This is a genomic window from Oryzihumus sp., assembly GCF_054325275.1.
This window is the reverse complement of the sequence record NZ_JBTCWL010000005.1, coordinates 55798-70290: the sequence shown is the minus strand read 5'-3', so window position 1 is coordinate 70290 and position 14493 is coordinate 55798. Positions and strand designations below refer to the sequence as shown.

General features: G+C 71.3%; 19 protein-coding genes. 10 read left to right on the top strand and 9 right to left on the bottom strand.

Annotated elements, in window-relative coordinates; all coding sequences use genetic code 11:
- The first annotated feature begins 96 nt into the window (after positions 1 to 96).
- The 3 genes from ACXVGS_RS02200 to ACXVGS_RS02190 are packed head-to-tail and all read left to right on the top strand — an operon-like array spanning position 97 to position 1864.
- Complete coding sequence (locus ACXVGS_RS02200) at positions 97 to 339, top strand: hypothetical protein (RefSeq protein ID WP_458530993.1); 243 nt, start codon at positions 97 to 99, stop codon at positions 337 to 339.
- Entirely contained in the window at positions 339 to 1301 is a 963-nt protein-coding gene (locus ACXVGS_RS02195) for an FAD:protein FMN transferase (protein WP_458536586.1), read from the top strand. The genes ACXVGS_RS02200 and ACXVGS_RS02195 overlap by 1 nt, the downstream gene beginning before the upstream one ends.
- Complete coding sequence (locus ACXVGS_RS02190) at positions 1298 to 1864, top strand: ferric reductase-like transmembrane domain-containing protein (protein WP_458536580.1); 567 nt, start codon at positions 1298 to 1300, stop codon at positions 1862 to 1864. The genes ACXVGS_RS02195 and ACXVGS_RS02190 overlap by 4 nt, the downstream gene beginning before the upstream one ends.
- Here the strand turns inward: ACXVGS_RS02190 and csrA are convergent.
- The 3 genes from csrA to ACXVGS_RS02175 form a co-directional block, all read right to left on the bottom strand.
- Positions 1800 to 2069: a carbon storage regulator CsrA gene (gene csrA / locus ACXVGS_RS02185; RefSeq protein ID WP_141790308.1), complete on the bottom strand. Its 270-nt coding sequence runs from the start codon at positions 2067 to 2069 to the stop codon at positions 1800 to 1802. The genes ACXVGS_RS02190 and csrA overlap by 65 nt on opposite strands.
- 78 nt (positions 2070 to 2147) lie before the next feature.
- Entirely contained in the window at positions 2148 to 2552 is a 405-nt protein-coding gene (gene fliW / locus ACXVGS_RS02180) for a flagellar assembly protein FliW (RefSeq protein ID WP_458528529.1), read from the bottom strand.
- Between the two features lie 111 nt (positions 2553 to 2663).
- Positions 2664 to 3203 carry a flagellar protein FlgN gene (locus tag ACXVGS_RS02175; protein WP_458533834.1) on the bottom strand — a complete coding sequence of 180 codons (540 nt, stop codon included), beginning with the start codon at positions 3201 to 3203 and terminating at the stop codon, positions 2664 to 2666.
- Between the two features lie 263 nt (positions 3204 to 3466).
- Between ACXVGS_RS02175 and ACXVGS_RS02170 the strand changes: the two genes are divergently transcribed.
- The 7 genes from ACXVGS_RS02170 (at position 3467) to flgL (ending at position 10657) form a co-directional block, all read left to right on the top strand.
- Entirely contained in the window at positions 3467 to 4252 is a 786-nt protein-coding gene (locus ACXVGS_RS02170) for a sigma-70 family RNA polymerase sigma factor (protein WP_458536579.1), read from the top strand.
- A 141-nt stretch (positions 4253 to 4393) separates the two neighbouring features.
- Positions 4394 to 5533, top strand: a complete 1140-nt coding sequence (locus ACXVGS_RS02165) for a flagellin N-terminal helical domain-containing protein (RefSeq protein WP_458528523.1) — start codon at positions 4394 to 4396, stop codon at positions 5531 to 5533.
- 101 nt (positions 5534 to 5634) lie between these two features.
- A complete protein-coding gene (fliD, locus tag ACXVGS_RS02160; RefSeq protein WP_458536578.1) occupies positions 5635 to 7536 on the top strand; it encodes a flagellar filament capping protein FliD in 1902 nt (633 codons plus the stop codon).
- A 16-nt stretch (positions 7537 to 7552) separates the two neighbouring features.
- Complete coding sequence (gene fliS / locus ACXVGS_RS02155) at positions 7553 to 7957, top strand: flagellar export chaperone FliS (RefSeq protein WP_458534453.1); 405 nt, start codon at positions 7553 to 7555, stop codon at positions 7955 to 7957.
- Positions 7954 to 8250 (top strand): hypothetical protein, encoded by a 297-nt coding sequence (locus tag ACXVGS_RS02150; RefSeq protein ID WP_458531583.1) that lies wholly within the window; start codon positions 7954 to 7956, stop codon positions 8248 to 8250. The genes fliS and ACXVGS_RS02150 overlap by 4 nt, the downstream gene beginning before the upstream one ends.
- A gap of 72 nt (positions 8251 to 8322) precedes the next feature.
- Positions 8323 to 9747: a flagellar hook-associated protein FlgK gene (gene flgK / locus ACXVGS_RS02145; protein ID WP_458534454.1), complete on the top strand. Its 1425-nt coding sequence runs from the start codon at positions 8323 to 8325 to the stop codon at positions 9745 to 9747.
- 13 nt (positions 9748 to 9760) lie between these two features.
- Entirely contained in the window at positions 9761 to 10657 is an 897-nt protein-coding gene (gene flgL / locus ACXVGS_RS02140) for a flagellar hook-associated protein FlgL (protein ID WP_458533095.1), read from the top strand.
- A 111-nt stretch (positions 10658 to 10768) separates the two neighbouring features.
- Here flgL and ACXVGS_RS02135 read toward each other — a convergent pair whose 3' ends face one another.
- Genes ACXVGS_RS02135 through ACXVGS_RS02110 form a run of 6 tightly spaced genes read right to left on the bottom strand, consistent with a single transcriptional unit; the run spans position 10769 to position 14433 of the window.
- Positions 10769 to 11251 (bottom strand): hypothetical protein, encoded by a 483-nt coding sequence (locus ACXVGS_RS02135; protein WP_458528517.1) that lies wholly within the window; start codon positions 11249 to 11251, stop codon positions 10769 to 10771.
- Positions 11252 to 11263: 12 nt separating this feature from the next.
- The gene (locus ACXVGS_RS02130) at positions 11264 to 11626 is read right to left on the bottom strand and encodes a response regulator (RefSeq protein ID WP_458528516.1); all 363 of its coding nucleotides are present in this window, start codon (positions 11624 to 11626) and stop codon (positions 11264 to 11266) included.
- Positions 11626 to 12117 carry a chemotaxis protein CheX gene (locus ACXVGS_RS02125; protein ID WP_458528515.1) on the bottom strand — a complete coding sequence of 164 codons (492 nt, stop codon included), beginning with the start codon at positions 12115 to 12117 and terminating at the stop codon, positions 11626 to 11628. The genes ACXVGS_RS02130 and ACXVGS_RS02125 overlap by 1 nt, the downstream gene beginning before the upstream one ends.
- Positions 12114 to 12944 (bottom strand): CheR family methyltransferase, encoded by an 831-nt coding sequence (locus ACXVGS_RS02120; protein ID WP_458528514.1) that lies wholly within the window; start codon positions 12942 to 12944, stop codon positions 12114 to 12116. Before ACXVGS_RS02120 ends, ACXVGS_RS02125 begins: the two co-directional genes overlap by 4 nt.
- Positions 12941 to 14059 carry a protein-glutamate methylesterase/protein-glutamine glutaminase gene (locus tag ACXVGS_RS02115; protein WP_458528513.1) on the bottom strand — a complete coding sequence of 373 codons (1119 nt, stop codon included), beginning with the start codon at positions 14057 to 14059 and terminating at the stop codon, positions 12941 to 12943. Before ACXVGS_RS02115 ends, ACXVGS_RS02120 begins: the two co-directional genes overlap by 4 nt.
- Positions 14056 to 14433 carry a response regulator gene (locus tag ACXVGS_RS02110; protein ID WP_458528512.1) on the bottom strand — a complete coding sequence of 126 codons (378 nt, stop codon included), beginning with the start codon at positions 14431 to 14433 and terminating at the stop codon, positions 14056 to 14058. The genes ACXVGS_RS02115 and ACXVGS_RS02110 overlap by 4 nt, the downstream gene beginning before the upstream one ends.
- Positions 14434 to 14493: the final 60 nt, after the last annotated feature.

Genomic DNA, 14493 nt, shown 5'->3' with positions numbered 1-14493 from the left:
GGGTGAGGTCTGGCCGAGGCGACAGGTCGGGCACAGCCGGGCCACAGCGGAGCCGCCGAGGGTGGGACCACTGACAACCCCATCCCGGAGGTCCCGATGAACAGCGCACGGGAGCGCGGCGCGCTCCGCATCCGCCAAGCCACCGCGGCCCTCGTCGGGGCCAGCGTGGCCGCGACCGGGGCCGCCGTGGTCCTGGCCCACCAGTCCCGGGCCAGCACCTCCGCGAGCACCAGCTCCGCGGCCTCGAGCACGACCGGGTCGACGACGAGCGACAGCTCTTCGCAGTGGCAGGTCGGCGTCGGTGGCGGCGCGCCGCAGGCGCAGAGCGGGGGCTCGTGATGGACCTGACCCTGCGCGGCCCGGCGTACGAGTGGGCACTGTGGTCGACCACCGTCCGGGTCGCCGTCGCGGACCCGCACGCGCTGCCCTCGGTCCGGCGGCTCGTCGACCACGAGCTCGCGGCCGTCGAGCGTGCGGCCAGCCGGTTCCGCGCCGACTCCGAGGTCCGGCGCCTCGCCCACCGCGGCGGGCGTCCCACCCGCATCAGCCCGACCCTGGCCGCCCTGCTCGAGGCGGCTCTCAGCGCCGCCGGCGAGACCGGTGGTGCCGTCGACCCGACCCTGGGCAACGCCCTGGCCGGCCTCGGCTACGACCGGGACTTCGGCGAGGTGCTGCGCCGTGCCGGCACCGACGGGTTCTCCGTCCGGGTGCTGCGCCGGCCCGCTCCGGGCTGGCAGCGGGTCGAGCTCGACCTCGATGCGCTCACGGTGCAGGTGCCGCCCGACGTCCAGCTGGACCTCGGGGCGACCGCCAAGGCGTGGGCCGCCGACCGGTGCGCGCGGGTCGTTGCCGACACCCTCGGCCTCGGCGTGCTGGTCAGCCTCGGCGGCGACATCGCCACCGCCGGGCCCGCGCCCCGCCGGGGCTGGCAGGTGCTCGTCCAAGACCAGCCGGACGACCCGGCCGCGCTCGTGGCCCTGCCGGCGGGCGCCGCCCTGGCCACCTCGAGCACCTGCTCGCGGCAGTGGCAGCATGCCGGGCGCGAGCTGCACCACGTGCTCGACCCCGCGACCTGCGAGCCGGTCGAGCCCGTCTGGCGGTCGGCGTCGGTCGTCGCTGGCGACTGCCTCACCGCCAACACCTGGTCGACTGCGGCGCTGGTGCTCGGCCGGCAGGCGCCGGCAGCCCTTGCGGCACAACGCCTCCAGGCCCGGCTCGTGGCCGAGGAGGGCGCGGTCCACCACCTCGGGGGCTGGCCGGTCGAGGCCGAGGTGAGTCACGGCATACCGGTGCCGGCATGAGCACCGCGCTGTGGCTGCTGGGGCGCGGCACGGGGCTCGTGTCGTTGCTGCTGCTGACCACCACCGTGGTCCTGGGCGTGCTGACCGGCGGCGGCTACCGCTCCCGGGAGCTGCCGCGCTTCGCGCTCACCGAGATCCACCGTCGCGCCTCGCTCGCCGCGGCCGTGCGGCTGGTGGTCCACGTCGGCTCGCTGTGGCTGGACCCGCAGGCGCAGCTGCGCGCGGTCGACGTGGTGGTGCCGTTCCTGTCGCGCCAGCCGCTGTGGTGGGGGCTGGGCACGCTCGCGCTCGACCTGCTCGGCGTGGTCATCGTGACGAGCCTGCTGCGCAGGCACATCCGGTATGCCGTGTGGCGCGGGCTGCACTGGCTCGGCTACGCCGTGTGGCCGGTCGCCTTCCTCCACGGGCTGGGGTCGGGCAGCGACGCCGGCACGTGGTGGCTGCGGTCGGTGGCCATTGCGTGCTTCGCCGCGGTGGCGGTCGCGGCGGGTTGGCGCGTCAGTCGGCTGGAGGAGCCGGCGGCTCCTCCTCGCCCTCGGGCGCCTTCGACGCCCGTCGGGTGAAGGCGGCCAGGGCCCCGGCCGAGGGGGAGGCGGCCGACTGGTTGGCCTGCTGGAGCTCGAGGTAGACCTCCTCGCGGTGGATGTCCACGTCGCGGGGGGCCTTGATCCCGATCCGCACGTTGTCACCGTTGACCTCGAGCACCGTGATGACGATGTCGTGACCGATGACGAAGCTCTGCTGCGGGCGACGGCTGAGCACCAGCACGCGAGAGTCCTTTCTGCAGAAGCGGAACCAGACGCCTACCTTATGGCCGCTGCCTGTGGACCGGCGCGGCCGGAGGCGTCAGGCGCTCAGCAGCGGGGCGCGCAGGGGGAACTGCTGGCCGGTCAGGACGACCTGCGCGGCCTGGTGGGTGCGGTGGTTGACCACCAGCGGGGCGAGCAGGTTGGCCGAGGCGTCCTCGGGGTTCTCGCGCAGGGTGACCACGAGCAGTAGCAGCGCGTCCTCGGCGTCGGTGAGCTCGAGGCGCTCGGCGGTCACGTCGTCGATGACCGGGGCGTAGTCGGGGAAGAACGGCTGCGGGGCGACGACGACGAAGCTCGGGCCCTGCTCGTCCTCGCTCATCAGCTCGAACACGCCCTCGCCGCCGCCCTCGACGAGCGTGAACCGCTGGGCCTCGGGGAAGCCGACAATGCCCGACTGGAAGGTCAGCTGCGGGGTCTGCGTCTGCGGCGCCGTCATCGTCATCTGGCTCACGGGTCTCTCACTTCGACGTGCGGGTGGTTGTTCTCGTGCTGGCGTCCGGCTCGGGCCGGGGGCGCCGCGGGTGGCTCCTGGGCGTGGTTCGTGGGCCGCGGCTCAGGAGGACTGGTCGAACAGGCGGTGGGCGGGCTGGGCGGCCGGGGCTCCGGCCGCGGTGTAGGTCGGGCCCTCGGGGTTCTCGGCGTAGCGGCCCATGGCCTCCTGGACCGCGCGGTAGCTGCCCTCGAGCAGGTCGCGGTTCGCGCCGGCCAGGGCGGTGATCTCGGCCGTCGCGGTGACCAGCGCGTTGCGGTGGTCGGTCAGGACGTCGTCCCACGGGGAGGGAGCAACCTCGGCGATCTCGCGCAGCGAGGCGGTCGGCTCCAGCTCCAGGGCCTCGGTGACGGGGCCGAGCTCGATGGCCCGGCGCAGCTCCGCCTGGCGGATCTCCTCCAGGACCAGCTCGACCTCGTAGGTCGCGCGGCCCAGCCAGCGGGCCCGCCCGACGGCGAGCAGGGCCTGCTCCTCCTCGAGCTTGAAGGTCAGCAGGTCGAGGAGCTCGCGCACTCGCCACAAGGCAGAGGAGACGTTGGCCAGGGCTGTCTCGGTCTCGGCGTCGAGACCGGGCGGCGTGGCCCCGGGGTGGTGGTCGTTCACGGGTCCCCCATCGGCTGGAGCGGACTTTCGCTGAGGATTTCGGACAAAACCGCAGGTCAGGGGCTAACTAGTTCGCTCTAGTCATGCCGCATGGCCCAATCGGATGATTTGTATTTCTTTACCTCAGGTTGAATGAAAAGCCCATAATTGACGCGTCAGTAACGCTTACGTTCCGCAGCGTGACTACTACCTCCGTCGCGGCAGCGCAACCAGCAAACGCTGGTGAGGATGAGCTCTGCCGCGCTCACATGGCGCTGGTGCACATGGAAGTGCGCGCCGTTGCTGCCCGGTTGCCCGGTCACGTCCACCTCGACGACCTCGTCTCGGCCGGCATGGCCGCGCTCGTGACAGCGGCGAGATCCTTCGATGAATCCTACGGCGTGCCGTTCGCCCGTTTCGCGGCCCGCCGGATCAAGGGCGCCCTGCTCGACGAGCTCCGCTCGGCAGACTGGGCCACCCGGTCGCTGCGGGCCAGGGTTCGCGCCCGTGACACCGCCCAGGACGAGCTGGCGGCGAAGCTCGGCCGGATGCCGTCGGCGCTGGAGACCGCCACCGAGATGGGGATCGAGCTCGCCGAGCTCGAGCGGATGCAGGCCGACCTGCACCAGTCCGTCGTCCTGCGCCTGGACCAGCTGACCGTCGAGGCCGGCTCCGACGCCGTGCTGCCGTCGGTCAACGACACGCCGGAGGCGGCGATCGTCGAGCGGGAGCGCCAGGCGTATCTCCGCGACGCGGTGCACGCGCTGCCGGAGCGGCTGCGGGTCGTCGTCGAGGGCTGCTTCTTCCAGGACCGCCCGTTCAAGGAGATCGCCGAGGAGCTCGGGGTCACCGAGTCCCGGATCTCGCAGATCCGCGCCGAGGCGCTGAACATGCTGCGCGACGGCATGAACTCCCAGCTCGACCCCGACATGGTCTCGCCGGTGCGTGCCGGTGGCGTCGTGGCGCGGCGGCGGGAGGCCTACTACGCGGCGATCGCCGGTCGTTCGTCGTATGGCGCGCGGCTGAGCATGCCTGCGGGGCATGGGGTTTCGGTCGAGCGCTCGGCTTGACCAACTCTTTGCGTTTGTCGCCGGGGGAACTCCTCAAGTAGGTGTCGCCGGGGCCGATGAGGGCTCCGGCGACACCGAAGGGTGGCGCTACGGGGACACCACGGATGGAGTCCTCGGGACCCCATCCAAGGAGGAACCCCCATGGGTCTGCAGATCAACACCAACATCGCGGCGATGAACTCGTACCGCAACCTGGCCTCCACCCAGGGTGCGATGAGCAAGAGCCTCGAGCGTCTCTCCTCGGGCCTGCGGATCAACCGCGCCGCGGACGACGCCGCGGGTCTGGCCATCTCCGAGGGCCTCAAGTCGCAGATCGGCGGCCTCACGGTTGCTGCTCGCAACACCCAGGACGGCATCTCCGTCGTCCAGACCGCTGAAGGTGCGCTCACCGAGACGCAGTCCATCCTCCAGCGCATGCGTGACCTTGCCGTGCAGTCCGCCAACGACAGCAACGACCAGAACTCGCGGGACGCCATCAACACCGAGGCCACGGCACTCAAGGACGAGCTCGACCGCATCGCCAACAAGACGACGTTCAACAACGTCAACCTGCTCAACGGCAACTTCACCTCGAAGGACTTCCAGGTCGGCTACGCCAGCGGTGACAAGATCACGGTCAACGTCACCTCGTCCGGGCCCCAGGGTGTCACGGCGACCTTCGCCAACGGCCAACCGAACCTCTCGGCTGGCACCCTCACCCTCACGGCGGGCGCGCTCTCGGTGACCACGGGTGCCCTGACCGCCAGCAAGGACTCCAACGACATCGCGTCGCAGCTCAACGGCGACAAGAACTTCTCGGCCGCTTTCACCGCCAAGGTCACCTCCACCGGTGGCTTGGAGATCAAGGCCAAGGACGCAAGCGTCGCTGCCGCTGCCATCGCCTTCACCGGCGGCGGTGGCCTCGCGGGCACCAAGACGGACACTGCCAACACCCTGACGGGCACCGGTGGCTTCAGTTCCACCGACCTGGGTGTCGGCGGCTCGGATCTGTCCTCGAAGGCCAACGCGACCACCGCGATCACCGCGATCGACAGCGCGATCAAGTCGGTCTCCACGGCGCGGGCGTCGCTGGGTGCGCTGCAGAACCGCTTCGAGCACGTCATCAACTCGGTCAACGTGGCCAACGAGAACCTGTCCGCGTCGAAGTCGCGCATCACCGACACCGACATGGCCCAGGAGATGACCTCCTTCACCCGCTCGCAGATCCTGCAGCAGGCCGGTGTCTCGATGCTGGCTCAGGCCAACCAGATGCCGCAGTCGGTCCTCAAGCTCCTGGGCTGAGCCGACTGAGCTGAACGTGCCCACCGGGGCGGCCGACAACGGCGGCCGCCCCGGAGGGCACCCCAGGCAGCGCACGCGAACCGACGAAGGGACCGGGGACAGTGGGAACGACGATCGACGGCCTCATCTCCGGCATGAACACCACCCAGATCATCGCCCAGCTCATGCAGCTCGAGCGGCTGCCCGAGCAGGCGATGACCCAGCGGCAGACCACCGCTCAGAACATGGTGACCGGCCTGCAGGGCCTCAACACCAAGGTCAGCAGCCTCGGCACGCTCGCCAAGGCCCTCGTGCCCGACGCGGTCGCCAAGACCAACCTGTGGCAGACCGCGAAAGCCACCACCCGCGACAGCACGCGGGTGACCGCGACCGCCGGCACCGGTGCCGTGCCCGGCTCCATCGCCTTCACGGTCACCTCCCTGGCCACCGCGGGATCCGCCGTCTCGACGGGCACCGTCGCCTCGATCTCAACGCAGGTCAGCGCCGGATCGATCCTCGTCGCCAAGGGCGTGACGGCCCTGGGCTTCTCGGGTGTGGACGCCAACGGCGCGGTGACAGGCACGCACAAGATCACCGTGACCCAGTCCTCGACCGGGCCGAGCATCACCAGCAGCGCCCAGGCCAGCACCATCAAGGTCGATGGCTCCAACAACGTCCTCAGCTACAAGCTGGACAACGGGGCGGTCAAAACCGTCACGATCGGGCCCAACAACTACACCCCCGGCCAGTTGGCCCAGGCGGTCCAGCAGGCCACCAGCGGCGACCTCCGCGTCGTCGTCGGGGCCAACGGCGCCATCACGCTGACGAGCATGCACGAGGGGGCGGCAGCCACGCTGGCCCTGGACCCGGGCACGACCCTGGCGGGCTTCGCCTCGGGCACCTCCTCGACGGCGGGCGTGGATGGCAAGGTGCGCCTCGACATCGTCAACCCCGACGGGAGCAGCACCCCGGGTGTCGCGGTCGACGTCGCTCCGACCGCAGGTCTGGTCAAGCCCGTCTCCGACCTCAACGGCCAGACGGTCAACCTCACGGTCTCCGGGCCGATCCGTGCAGGGAGCGCCACGGCCACGCAGGTCGCGGTGGGTGGCTCGCAGACCCTGGCCGACGTGGTCAGCGCGCTCAACGCCGACCCCACGCTCGGCGTCAGCGCCGCGGCCGTGTCCGTGGGCGGCGCCTACCGGCTCCAGGTCAGCTCCACGTCGACCGGCGCCGGTTCGGACATGACCTTCGGCAGCGGGGCCTTCCAGCTGAACACGCTCGGCACGATGCAGGAGCTCACGGCCGCCAGCGACACCGTGCTGCGCGTCGGCACGGGATCCGGCGCCTACGACGTCAGGTCCTCCACCGCGACCGTCACCGGGATCCTGCCGGGCGTGGACGTGACGGCCCTCAAGGCCGACCCGTCCACGACCGTCACGCTCGGCGTCGCGCTGGACACCCAGGGCATGTCCGACAAGGTCAAGGCCATGGTCGACCAGGCCAACGCCGTCCTCGGCTACATCAGCAGCAACTCCACCTGGGACGCCACCAAGAAGGTCGGCGGCCCCCTCATGAGCAGCTCGCTCGCACGCACGCTCACCGACCAGATCACCACCGCCGTCATCGGGACATCCTCGGCCAGCCCGGCGGTGGCCGGCGTCAGCGTCCAGAAGGACGGCACCCTGGCCTTCGACGCGCAGGCGTTCGCGAATGCGTGGGCCAAGGACCCGGCGTCGGTCCAGACGACGATGACCGCGCTGGGGCAGCAGATCAGCGACCTCGCCACCCAGGCGTCGGACCCCATCGACGGGCTGATCACCGGCCAGGTGCAGAGCCAGCAGCAGACGATCACCGACATCGGCAAGCAGATCGACGACTTCGAGGTGCGGATGACCGCGCGCCAGGACTCGCTGACGCGGCAGTACGCCGCGCTCGAGACCGCGCTGGGTCAGCTGCAGTCGCAGAGCCAGTGGCTCAGCGGCCAGCTGGCGGGCCTGTCCGCGAACACCGCCAGCAGCAAGTGACGAAGGGGAAGCAGCCATGACCTACGCCGCCGCTGCGCGAGCGCGCTACGCCCAGGAGTCCGTCGGCACCGCCTCCCCGGCGCGCCTGGTCACCATGCTCTACGACCGGCTCGTACGCGACCTCGGCGCCGCCGAGCTGGCGCTGGCCGTGCCCGACCTCGAGTCCGCCCACCACCAGCTGATCCACGCCCAGGACATCGTCCGGGAGCTCGCCGCCGGTCTCGACCTGAGCCTCTGGCCGGAGGGCGAGGGGCTGGCCAGCCTCTACGACTGGCTGGTCAAGCGCCTGACGGAGGCCAACCTGCGCAAGGACGCCGCGGTCGTGGCCGAGTGCCGCGGCATCGTCGAGCCCCTGCGCGAGGCCTGGCACGATGCCGCGGCCGCCCAGGTCCCCGTGCTGCCGCAGGCCGCCCACGCATGAGCGCTGAGCGTTGGGGGCAGGTGCTCGACGACTTCGAGGCCTGCCTCGTCGAGCAGGAGCGCCTGCTCGACGAGGACCCGTATGCCGAGCTTGTCGCCTTCACCCCGCCCGCAGGGCTGGGGCCGATGCCGCTCGAGGTGAGTGAGCGCGCCGGCCAGCTGTTGGTGCGCGCCGGGCAGCTCGGCGACCGGGTCGCCAGCCAGCTCGCCGCGTCCGGCCGCCAGCTCGCCCTCGCGAACCGGATGGCGGGGGACGCAGGCGACCGGCCGGCATACCTCGACCAGATGGTCTGACCGGCTCAGGTGGCCACCCGCGAAGCCGATAGGAATGGGCAGGGTCCTTCCGTCGGCGACAAGGTGGGTGTGATGTCAGGCTTCTCCAGCCTCGGTCTGGGTGCGCGCGCGCTGTCGGCGGCCCAGCGGGCGTTGGACGTCACCGGTCAGAACATCAGCAACGCCAACACTGCCGGCTACTCGCGACAGCGCATCGAGCAGGTCGCGGCGGGTGGGTCGGTGGTGCCGGCGATGTGGTCGCGGAGCACGAGCCCCGCGGACGGTGTCGTCATCACCGGCATCACCCGGATCCGCGACGAGTTCGCCGAGGCGCGGGCGCTGTCCGCCCAGGGCGACCTGTCGCACCTGAGCACGGTCAAGCAGACCTACGGCGACATCGAGACGACCTTCGGTGAGCCGAGCGACACCGGGCTACAGGAGCAGCTGTCGGCCTTCTGGGGGTCGTGGCACGACATCGCCATCAACCCGACCGAGGACGCCCCCCGCTCCCAGATGCTCGAGCAGGCCTCCACCCTGGCGAGCACCTTCAACGGCCTCAGCAGCCGGATGAACCAGCAGTGGCTCGACTCCCGCGAGCAGCTCGTGGCCACGGTGTCCGACGTCAACTCGATGGCCGCCGACGTGGCCCGGCTCAACGCCGCGATCCGGTCGGCGGTGACCGCCGGCAACCCGGCGAACGAGCTGTCCGACCAGCGCGACGTGCTCGTGATGAAGCTCGGCCAGGCGGTCGGCGCGACGGCCACCGCCGGCGCGGACGGCGTCGTCAACGTCAACCTGGGCGGCAGCCCGCTGGTGACCGGTGACCGCACCCGCGCGCTCCAGGTCGCCGGCCCGACGAACCACACGCCCGGTGCGACGAACGAGCTGGCGCTTCAGTGGGCTGCTGACGGCTCCGCCGCCGTGGGTGGCGGCAGCGTGCAGGGCCTGCTCGACGCCGTCAACACGACCCTGCCGAGCTACCTGACGGCGCTCGACGGCATCGCCCGCTCCGTGATGTCGGCCGTCAACCAGCAACAGGCCAAGGGTTACGACCGCACTGCCGCGGCAGCGCCGCCCAGCTCCCCTCCGAACGGGCAGGCGATCTTCGCCGGCACGGGGGCCGGGGACATGGCTGTGGCCATCTCGAACCCGCAGCTGGTGGCGGCATCGGCTGCCCAGCCGCCCGCCTACGACGGTGACAACGCCAGCGCCATGGGTCTCCTGGCCAACCTTCCGATGTCGCCGGCGACCGGCAGCACCATGCCGCCCGGCCCGGATGCGACCTACCGCAACCTGATGGTGCAGCTCGGGGTGCAGGCGCAGAGCGCCAACCGGCAGACGGACCTGCAGACCTCGGTCGCGGGCCAGCTCGAGGACGCCCGCACCGCCGCGTCCGGGGTGAGCCTCGACGAGGAGATGACCAACCTCGTGAACTTCCAGCACTCCTACGAGGCGGCGGCGAAGTTCATCACGACGATCGACTCCACGCTGGACACCCTCATCAACATGACCCGCTGAAGGCAGGACTGACATGTCGTTTCGCGTGACGCAGGGAACGCTGGCCCGGGGGGTGCTGGCAGGTCTGCAGACCAACATGAAGCAGCTGCAGCGCACCCAGGAGCAGCTGTCCTCCGGGCGCAAGCTCAACCGCCCCTCCGACTCGCCCGTCGATACCGTCAACGCGATGCAGCTGCGCGCGGACAAGGCCCGCACCACGCAGTACGGCCGCAACATCGACAACGGGCTGTCGTGGCTGTCCACCGCCGACACCACGCTGGGCCAGGCCACCGACATGGTCGACCGGGTGCGTCAGCTGGCCGTGTCCGCCGTCAACGCCGCGCTTCCGCAGGAGTCCCTGGACGCGATGGCCAAGGAGATCGACCAGATCCGCAGCGGCCTGATCCAGCTCGGCAACACCCAGTACGCCGGGAAGTACGTCTTCGGCGGCACGATGACCGAGACGCCGCCGTTCGACAGCACCACCGGCGCCTACGGAGGGAACACCTCGGCCGTGAACCGCACCGTCTCCGATGACCCGACGTCGGGCACGGTCGCCGTCAACGTGCCGGGCAGCACGGTCTTCACCACGATGCTCGACAGCGGCACGGGCATCCTGGACAGCATCTCCTCGGCGCTCAAGGCAGGCGACGTGACCGCGGTCAACGCCCAGCTGAGCAGCCTTGACGCGGCGGCGTCCGCGATGAGGTCGGTGCAGAGCACCGTCGGCGCGAAGGTCAACCGCCTCGAGTCGATCCAGGCCCTCGCCAACGGCCACCTCGACACCATCACCAACGGCCTGGCCAACGCCGAGAACATCGACCTGCCGAGCACGATCATCCAGCTGCAGATGCAGCAGAACGCCTACCAGGCGGCGCTCGGCGCGACGGCGAAGATCATCCAGCCGTCGCTGATGGACTTCCTGCGCTGACCCCGGCTCCGGGACGTTCCGGGTATGCCGTGAAGGCCGCCTCCCAGCCGGGAGGCGGCCTTCACGCTGTGGTGGGCACCCGGCATACGCGCGGGGGAGAGGGGGAGCCCGTCAGTTGGGGAGGACGACCGCGAGGTGGCCGAGGCCGTAGCCGTCGATGGCCAGGCGCAGGTCGACCCGCCGGGTCACGCGGCGCACGAGCGGCACCAGGTCAGCCGGCGGGGTCTCGTCGGGGGCGACCACGGAGTACAGCTTGAGGTGCGGGGCGTTGGGCACGTTGAACAGCCCGGCGAAGACGTTGATGACCTCGGCGAAGTTGTCCAGCAGGTTCTGCGGGATGTAGCGCCCCTCGATCGCGGCGTCGGCGCCGGCCTTGGGCACCAGCGACAGGGCCGCCCCGGCGCGGGCCGCCAGCTCCAGGTCGGCGCACAGCACGGCGCCGGTCTTGATGTCGTCGGTGACGTAGACGCCGATCGCGCAGGGGCGGATCAGGGTCGGCACCACCGGCTCCAGGCACGGGGAGATGTCGACCTCGCGGCCGAGCAGGTCGGCGAAGAGGTCACGGACGCGCTTGGGCGGGGGCAGGACGGTCATCGAGCAGGGACCTCAGGCCATCACGGGCAGCAGGGCGTCCCGGAAGGTGTCGGGGTTGAACGGCTTGGCGATGAGGAACAACGCCCCGGCCCGCTCGGCCCACTCGCGCATCTCCGCCGAGCCCTCGGAGGTGACGAATCCGAACGGCGTCTGGTCGCCGGAGCGGCGCAGCGCCGAGAGCAGCTCGATGCCGGTCATGTTCGGCATGTTCCAGTCCGAGAGCACCAGGTCGGGCCCGGTGTCCTTGACCGCCTCGAACGCCTCACGCCCGTCGGCGGCCTCGCTGATCTGGTGGCCCTCGAAGCCGGCCTGGCGCAGGGTGCGGATGACGATCATGCGCATGGCGCGGGAGTCGTCGACGACGAGGATGTGCATCAGGAGGGGATCCGTTCAGGGGTAGCAGCGGACGGGACAGCGGCAAGGGCGTGCAGCGAGATGAGGACCGGCTCGCCGTCGCAGGTGAGGAACACCTCGGCCAGCGGCGGCTGGGTCAGGTCCCGGGGGTCCTCGGCGCCTCCATCGAGGACGGTCGGCAGGGAGAGCCGGTTGGAGCCGGGCAGCAGGCCCTTGACGTTGCCGCCCACCACGTTGGTCAGCTCGCCGAGCGCGTCAGCCACCTCCGCCGGGCCCACCTCGTCGGCGCCCATCATGAACATCGCGGCCGCCATGGCCCGGGCTCCGGCGCCGGAGGTCTGCACGCCGACCACGCCATGCGCGTCACCGGTCACGGTCACGACCGCGGTCACGACCTCCTCCGGGCAGGCGTCAGGTGCCTGCGCCACCGTGATCTCGAGCCCGAGCAGCGAGCTCCAGACGTCGCGTGCGATCTCCTCGATCTCGGCGAGGTCCTTGGGGTCCAGCGTCATGCCGCAGCCTTCCCGTCGAGGCGGTAGACGGTCGCACCGCCCACGGTCGTCCGTGTGAACCGCTCGTCGACGTTGATCGTCGTCTCGGCCGCCCCGAGGAACAGGTAGCCGTCGGGGGCGAGCAGCTGCCCCACCCGCTCGAGGACCTGCGCCTTGGTCTCGGCGTCGAAGTAGATGAGCACGTTGCGCAGAAAGACCACGTCCATGGTCCCCAGCGGGGGAAACGGGGCAGCCAGGTTGAGGGACCGGAAGCTGACCATCGAGCGCAGCTCGTCGCTGATCTGCCATCCGTCCTCGACCCGGCTGAAGTGCGCCTCGCGGGCCTGGGGGGAGAGCCCGCGCTTCATCTCGAAGTCGGTGTAGCGCCCGGCCTTGCCGCGGGCGACCATCTCCTCGGACAGGTCGGTGGCGACCAGTTCGAGGGTCATCCCCTCGGCGGCCAGCCGCGGTGCGACCGTCATGGCGATGGAGTAGGGCTCCTGGCCCGAGGAGCACCCGGCCGACCAGACCCGCACGCGGCCCTGGACCCGTCGCGCGCAGATCAGCCGCTCGAGCACCCCGCTGCCCAGCGCCTCGAACGGCGTCCGGTCGCGGAACCACGAGGTCTCGTTGGTGGTCATCGCGTCCACGACGCGGCGGCGCAGCTCTCCGCTGTCCTCCTGGCGCAGCTCGGCCACGAGGGCCGGCAGCGACCCCAGACCGGTATCGCGCGCCAGCGGTGTCAGGCGCGCCTCCACGAGGTACTCCTTGCCCTTGGGCAAGGAGATCGCGGACTCCCTCTGCACCAGCCCGGAGACGAACTCGAAGTCGCCGTTGGCGATGGTCATCGCTGGCCTCCTGCTGCCAGGGGCCGGGCCGGACGCGGCGCCGGGGGGCGGAAGTCGGATCGGCCGTCGGCCACCGCGGCCAGCAGCACGTCGGCCATCTGGTCCAGGGGCAGCACCCGGTCGGCGAGGCCGGCGCCGACGACGGCGCCGGGCATGCCCCACACGGTCGAGGTGGCCGCGTCCTGGGCGATGACCCGTCCGTGCCGGCTGTAGACAGCGGCCGACCCGCGCCGGCCGTCATTGCCCATCCCGGTGAGGACGAGCGCCAGCGTGCCGGGGCCGTAGACCTCGGCCGCGGAGCGGAACAGCGGGTCGACGGCCGGGCGGCAGAAGTTCTCCGGCGGGTCGGCGGTCAGCTTGACGTAGACGTGCACCTCGCGCCGGGCGATGGTCAGGTGGCGGTCGCCGGGGGCGATGAGCACCTGACCCGGCTGGATCACCGAGCCGTGGGTCGCCTCGCGCACGTCCAGGGCGCAGTGCTTGTCGAGCCGCTGGGCCATGAGCCGGGTGAACATCGGCGGCATGTGCTGGACCACCAGCACCGGGACGGGCAGGTCCGCGGGCAGGGCGGGGAGGATGGTCTCCAGCGCCCCGGGCCCGCCGGTCGAGGCGCCGATGACGACGACGTCGACCCGGCCCTGGCTCGAGGCGGCCGGGGCGGCGACCGCCTCACCGGCCGTGGCCGGGGCCAGCCGCGGGGCGAACGGGCGGCCGCACAGGGCCACGATCTTGGGCGCCAGCTGGGCCTGCACGACGGCGATGGCCTCGGGGGCGTTGGTGACGTTGGCCGGCTTGGGCAGGTAGTCGCTCGCACCGAGCGCCAGCGCGTCCAGCGTGGCGCTCGCGCCGCGCTCGGTCAGCGTGCTGAACATGACGACCGGGAGGTGAGGGCGCGAGATACGGATGCGTCGCAGCGTCTCGAGCCCGTCCATGACCGGCATGTCGATGTCGAGCACGACGCAGTCGGGTGCGAGCTGGTCCAGCTTGTTCAGCGCCACCTGCCCGTTGGGCGCGGTGCCGAGGACCTCCAGGGCCGGGTCGGCCGACAGGGCCTCGGACACCATGCGCCGCACGACCACCGAGTCGTCGACGACGAGCACGCCGATGCGGCTCATCGGGGCGTGCCCGCCAGGCCGAGCACCTGCAGCTTGGCGGCGATGGTGTCGGGGGTGAACGGCTTGATCACGTAGTCGTGGGCGCCGGCCGCCAGGGCGCGCACGATCTGGGCGCGCTCGCTCTCGGTGGTGACCATCATCAGCGTGATGTCGCGGTAGGCGGCCGTCGACCGGCACACCGCGACGAAAGCCAGGCCGTCCATGACCGGCATGTTCCAGTCGACCAGGGCGATGTCCGGGCGGATGCCCTCGGCGAGCAGGTCAAGGGCCTCCTGGCCGTCGCCCGCCTCGACGACGTCATAGCCGTGCGAGGCCATGATCCGGCGCAGGATCATGCGCATCGCGCGGGAGTCGTCCACGACGAGAGCGAGCACCAGTCCTCCTGTCACCGGTCACGGGCCATGCCTTCGAGTGCCCTATCGGCACGACGGCGG

Coding starts and splice junctions, on each gene's coding strand:
- ACXVGS_RS02200 (WP_458530993.1), top strand. CDS start 97: ATGAACAGCGCACGGGAGCGCGGCGCGCTCCGCATCCGCCAAGCCACC.
- ACXVGS_RS02195 (WP_458536586.1), top strand. CDS start 339: ATGGACCTGACCCTGCGCGGCCCGGCGTACGAGTGGGCACTGTGGTCG.
- ACXVGS_RS02190 (WP_458536580.1), top strand. CDS start 1,298: ATGAGCACCGCGCTGTGGCTGCTGGGGCGCGGCACGGGGCTCGTGTCG.
- fliW (WP_458528529.1), bottom strand. CDS start 2,552: ATGACGATGACGGCGCCGCAGACGCAGACCCCGCAGCTGACCTTCCAG.
- ACXVGS_RS02170 (WP_458536579.1), top strand. CDS start 3,467: ATGGAAGTGCGCGCCGTTGCTGCCCGGTTGCCCGGTCACGTCCACCTC.
- ACXVGS_RS02165 (WP_458528523.1), top strand. CDS start 4,394: ATGGGTCTGCAGATCAACACCAACATCGCGGCGATGAACTCGTACCGC.
- fliS (WP_458534453.1), top strand. CDS start 7,553: ATGACCTACGCCGCCGCTGCGCGAGCGCGCTACGCCCAGGAGTCCGTC.
- ACXVGS_RS02150 (WP_458531583.1), top strand. CDS start 7,954: ATGAGCGCTGAGCGTTGGGGGCAGGTGCTCGACGACTTCGAGGCCTGC.
- flgK (WP_458534454.1), top strand. CDS start 8,323: ATGTCAGGCTTCTCCAGCCTCGGTCTGGGTGCGCGCGCGCTGTCGGCG.
- flgL (WP_458533095.1), top strand. CDS start 9,761: ATGTCGTTTCGCGTGACGCAGGGAACGCTGGCCCGGGGGGTGCTGGCA.
- ACXVGS_RS02135 (WP_458528517.1), bottom strand. CDS start 11,251: ATGACCGTCCTGCCCCCGCCCAAGCGCGTCCGTGACCTCTTCGCCGAC.
- ACXVGS_RS02130 (WP_458528516.1), bottom strand. CDS start 11,626: ATGCACATCCTCGTCGTCGACGACTCCCGCGCCATGCGCATGATCGTC.
- ACXVGS_RS02125 (WP_458528515.1), bottom strand. CDS start 12,117: ATGACGCTGGACCCCAAGGACCTCGCCGAGATCGAGGAGATCGCACGC.
- ACXVGS_RS02120 (WP_458528514.1), bottom strand. CDS start 12,944: ATGACCATCGCCAACGGCGACTTCGAGTTCGTCTCCGGGCTGGTGCAG.
- ACXVGS_RS02115 (WP_458528513.1), bottom strand. CDS start 14,059: ATGAGCCGCATCGGCGTGCTCGTCGTCGACGACTCGGTGGTCGTGCGG.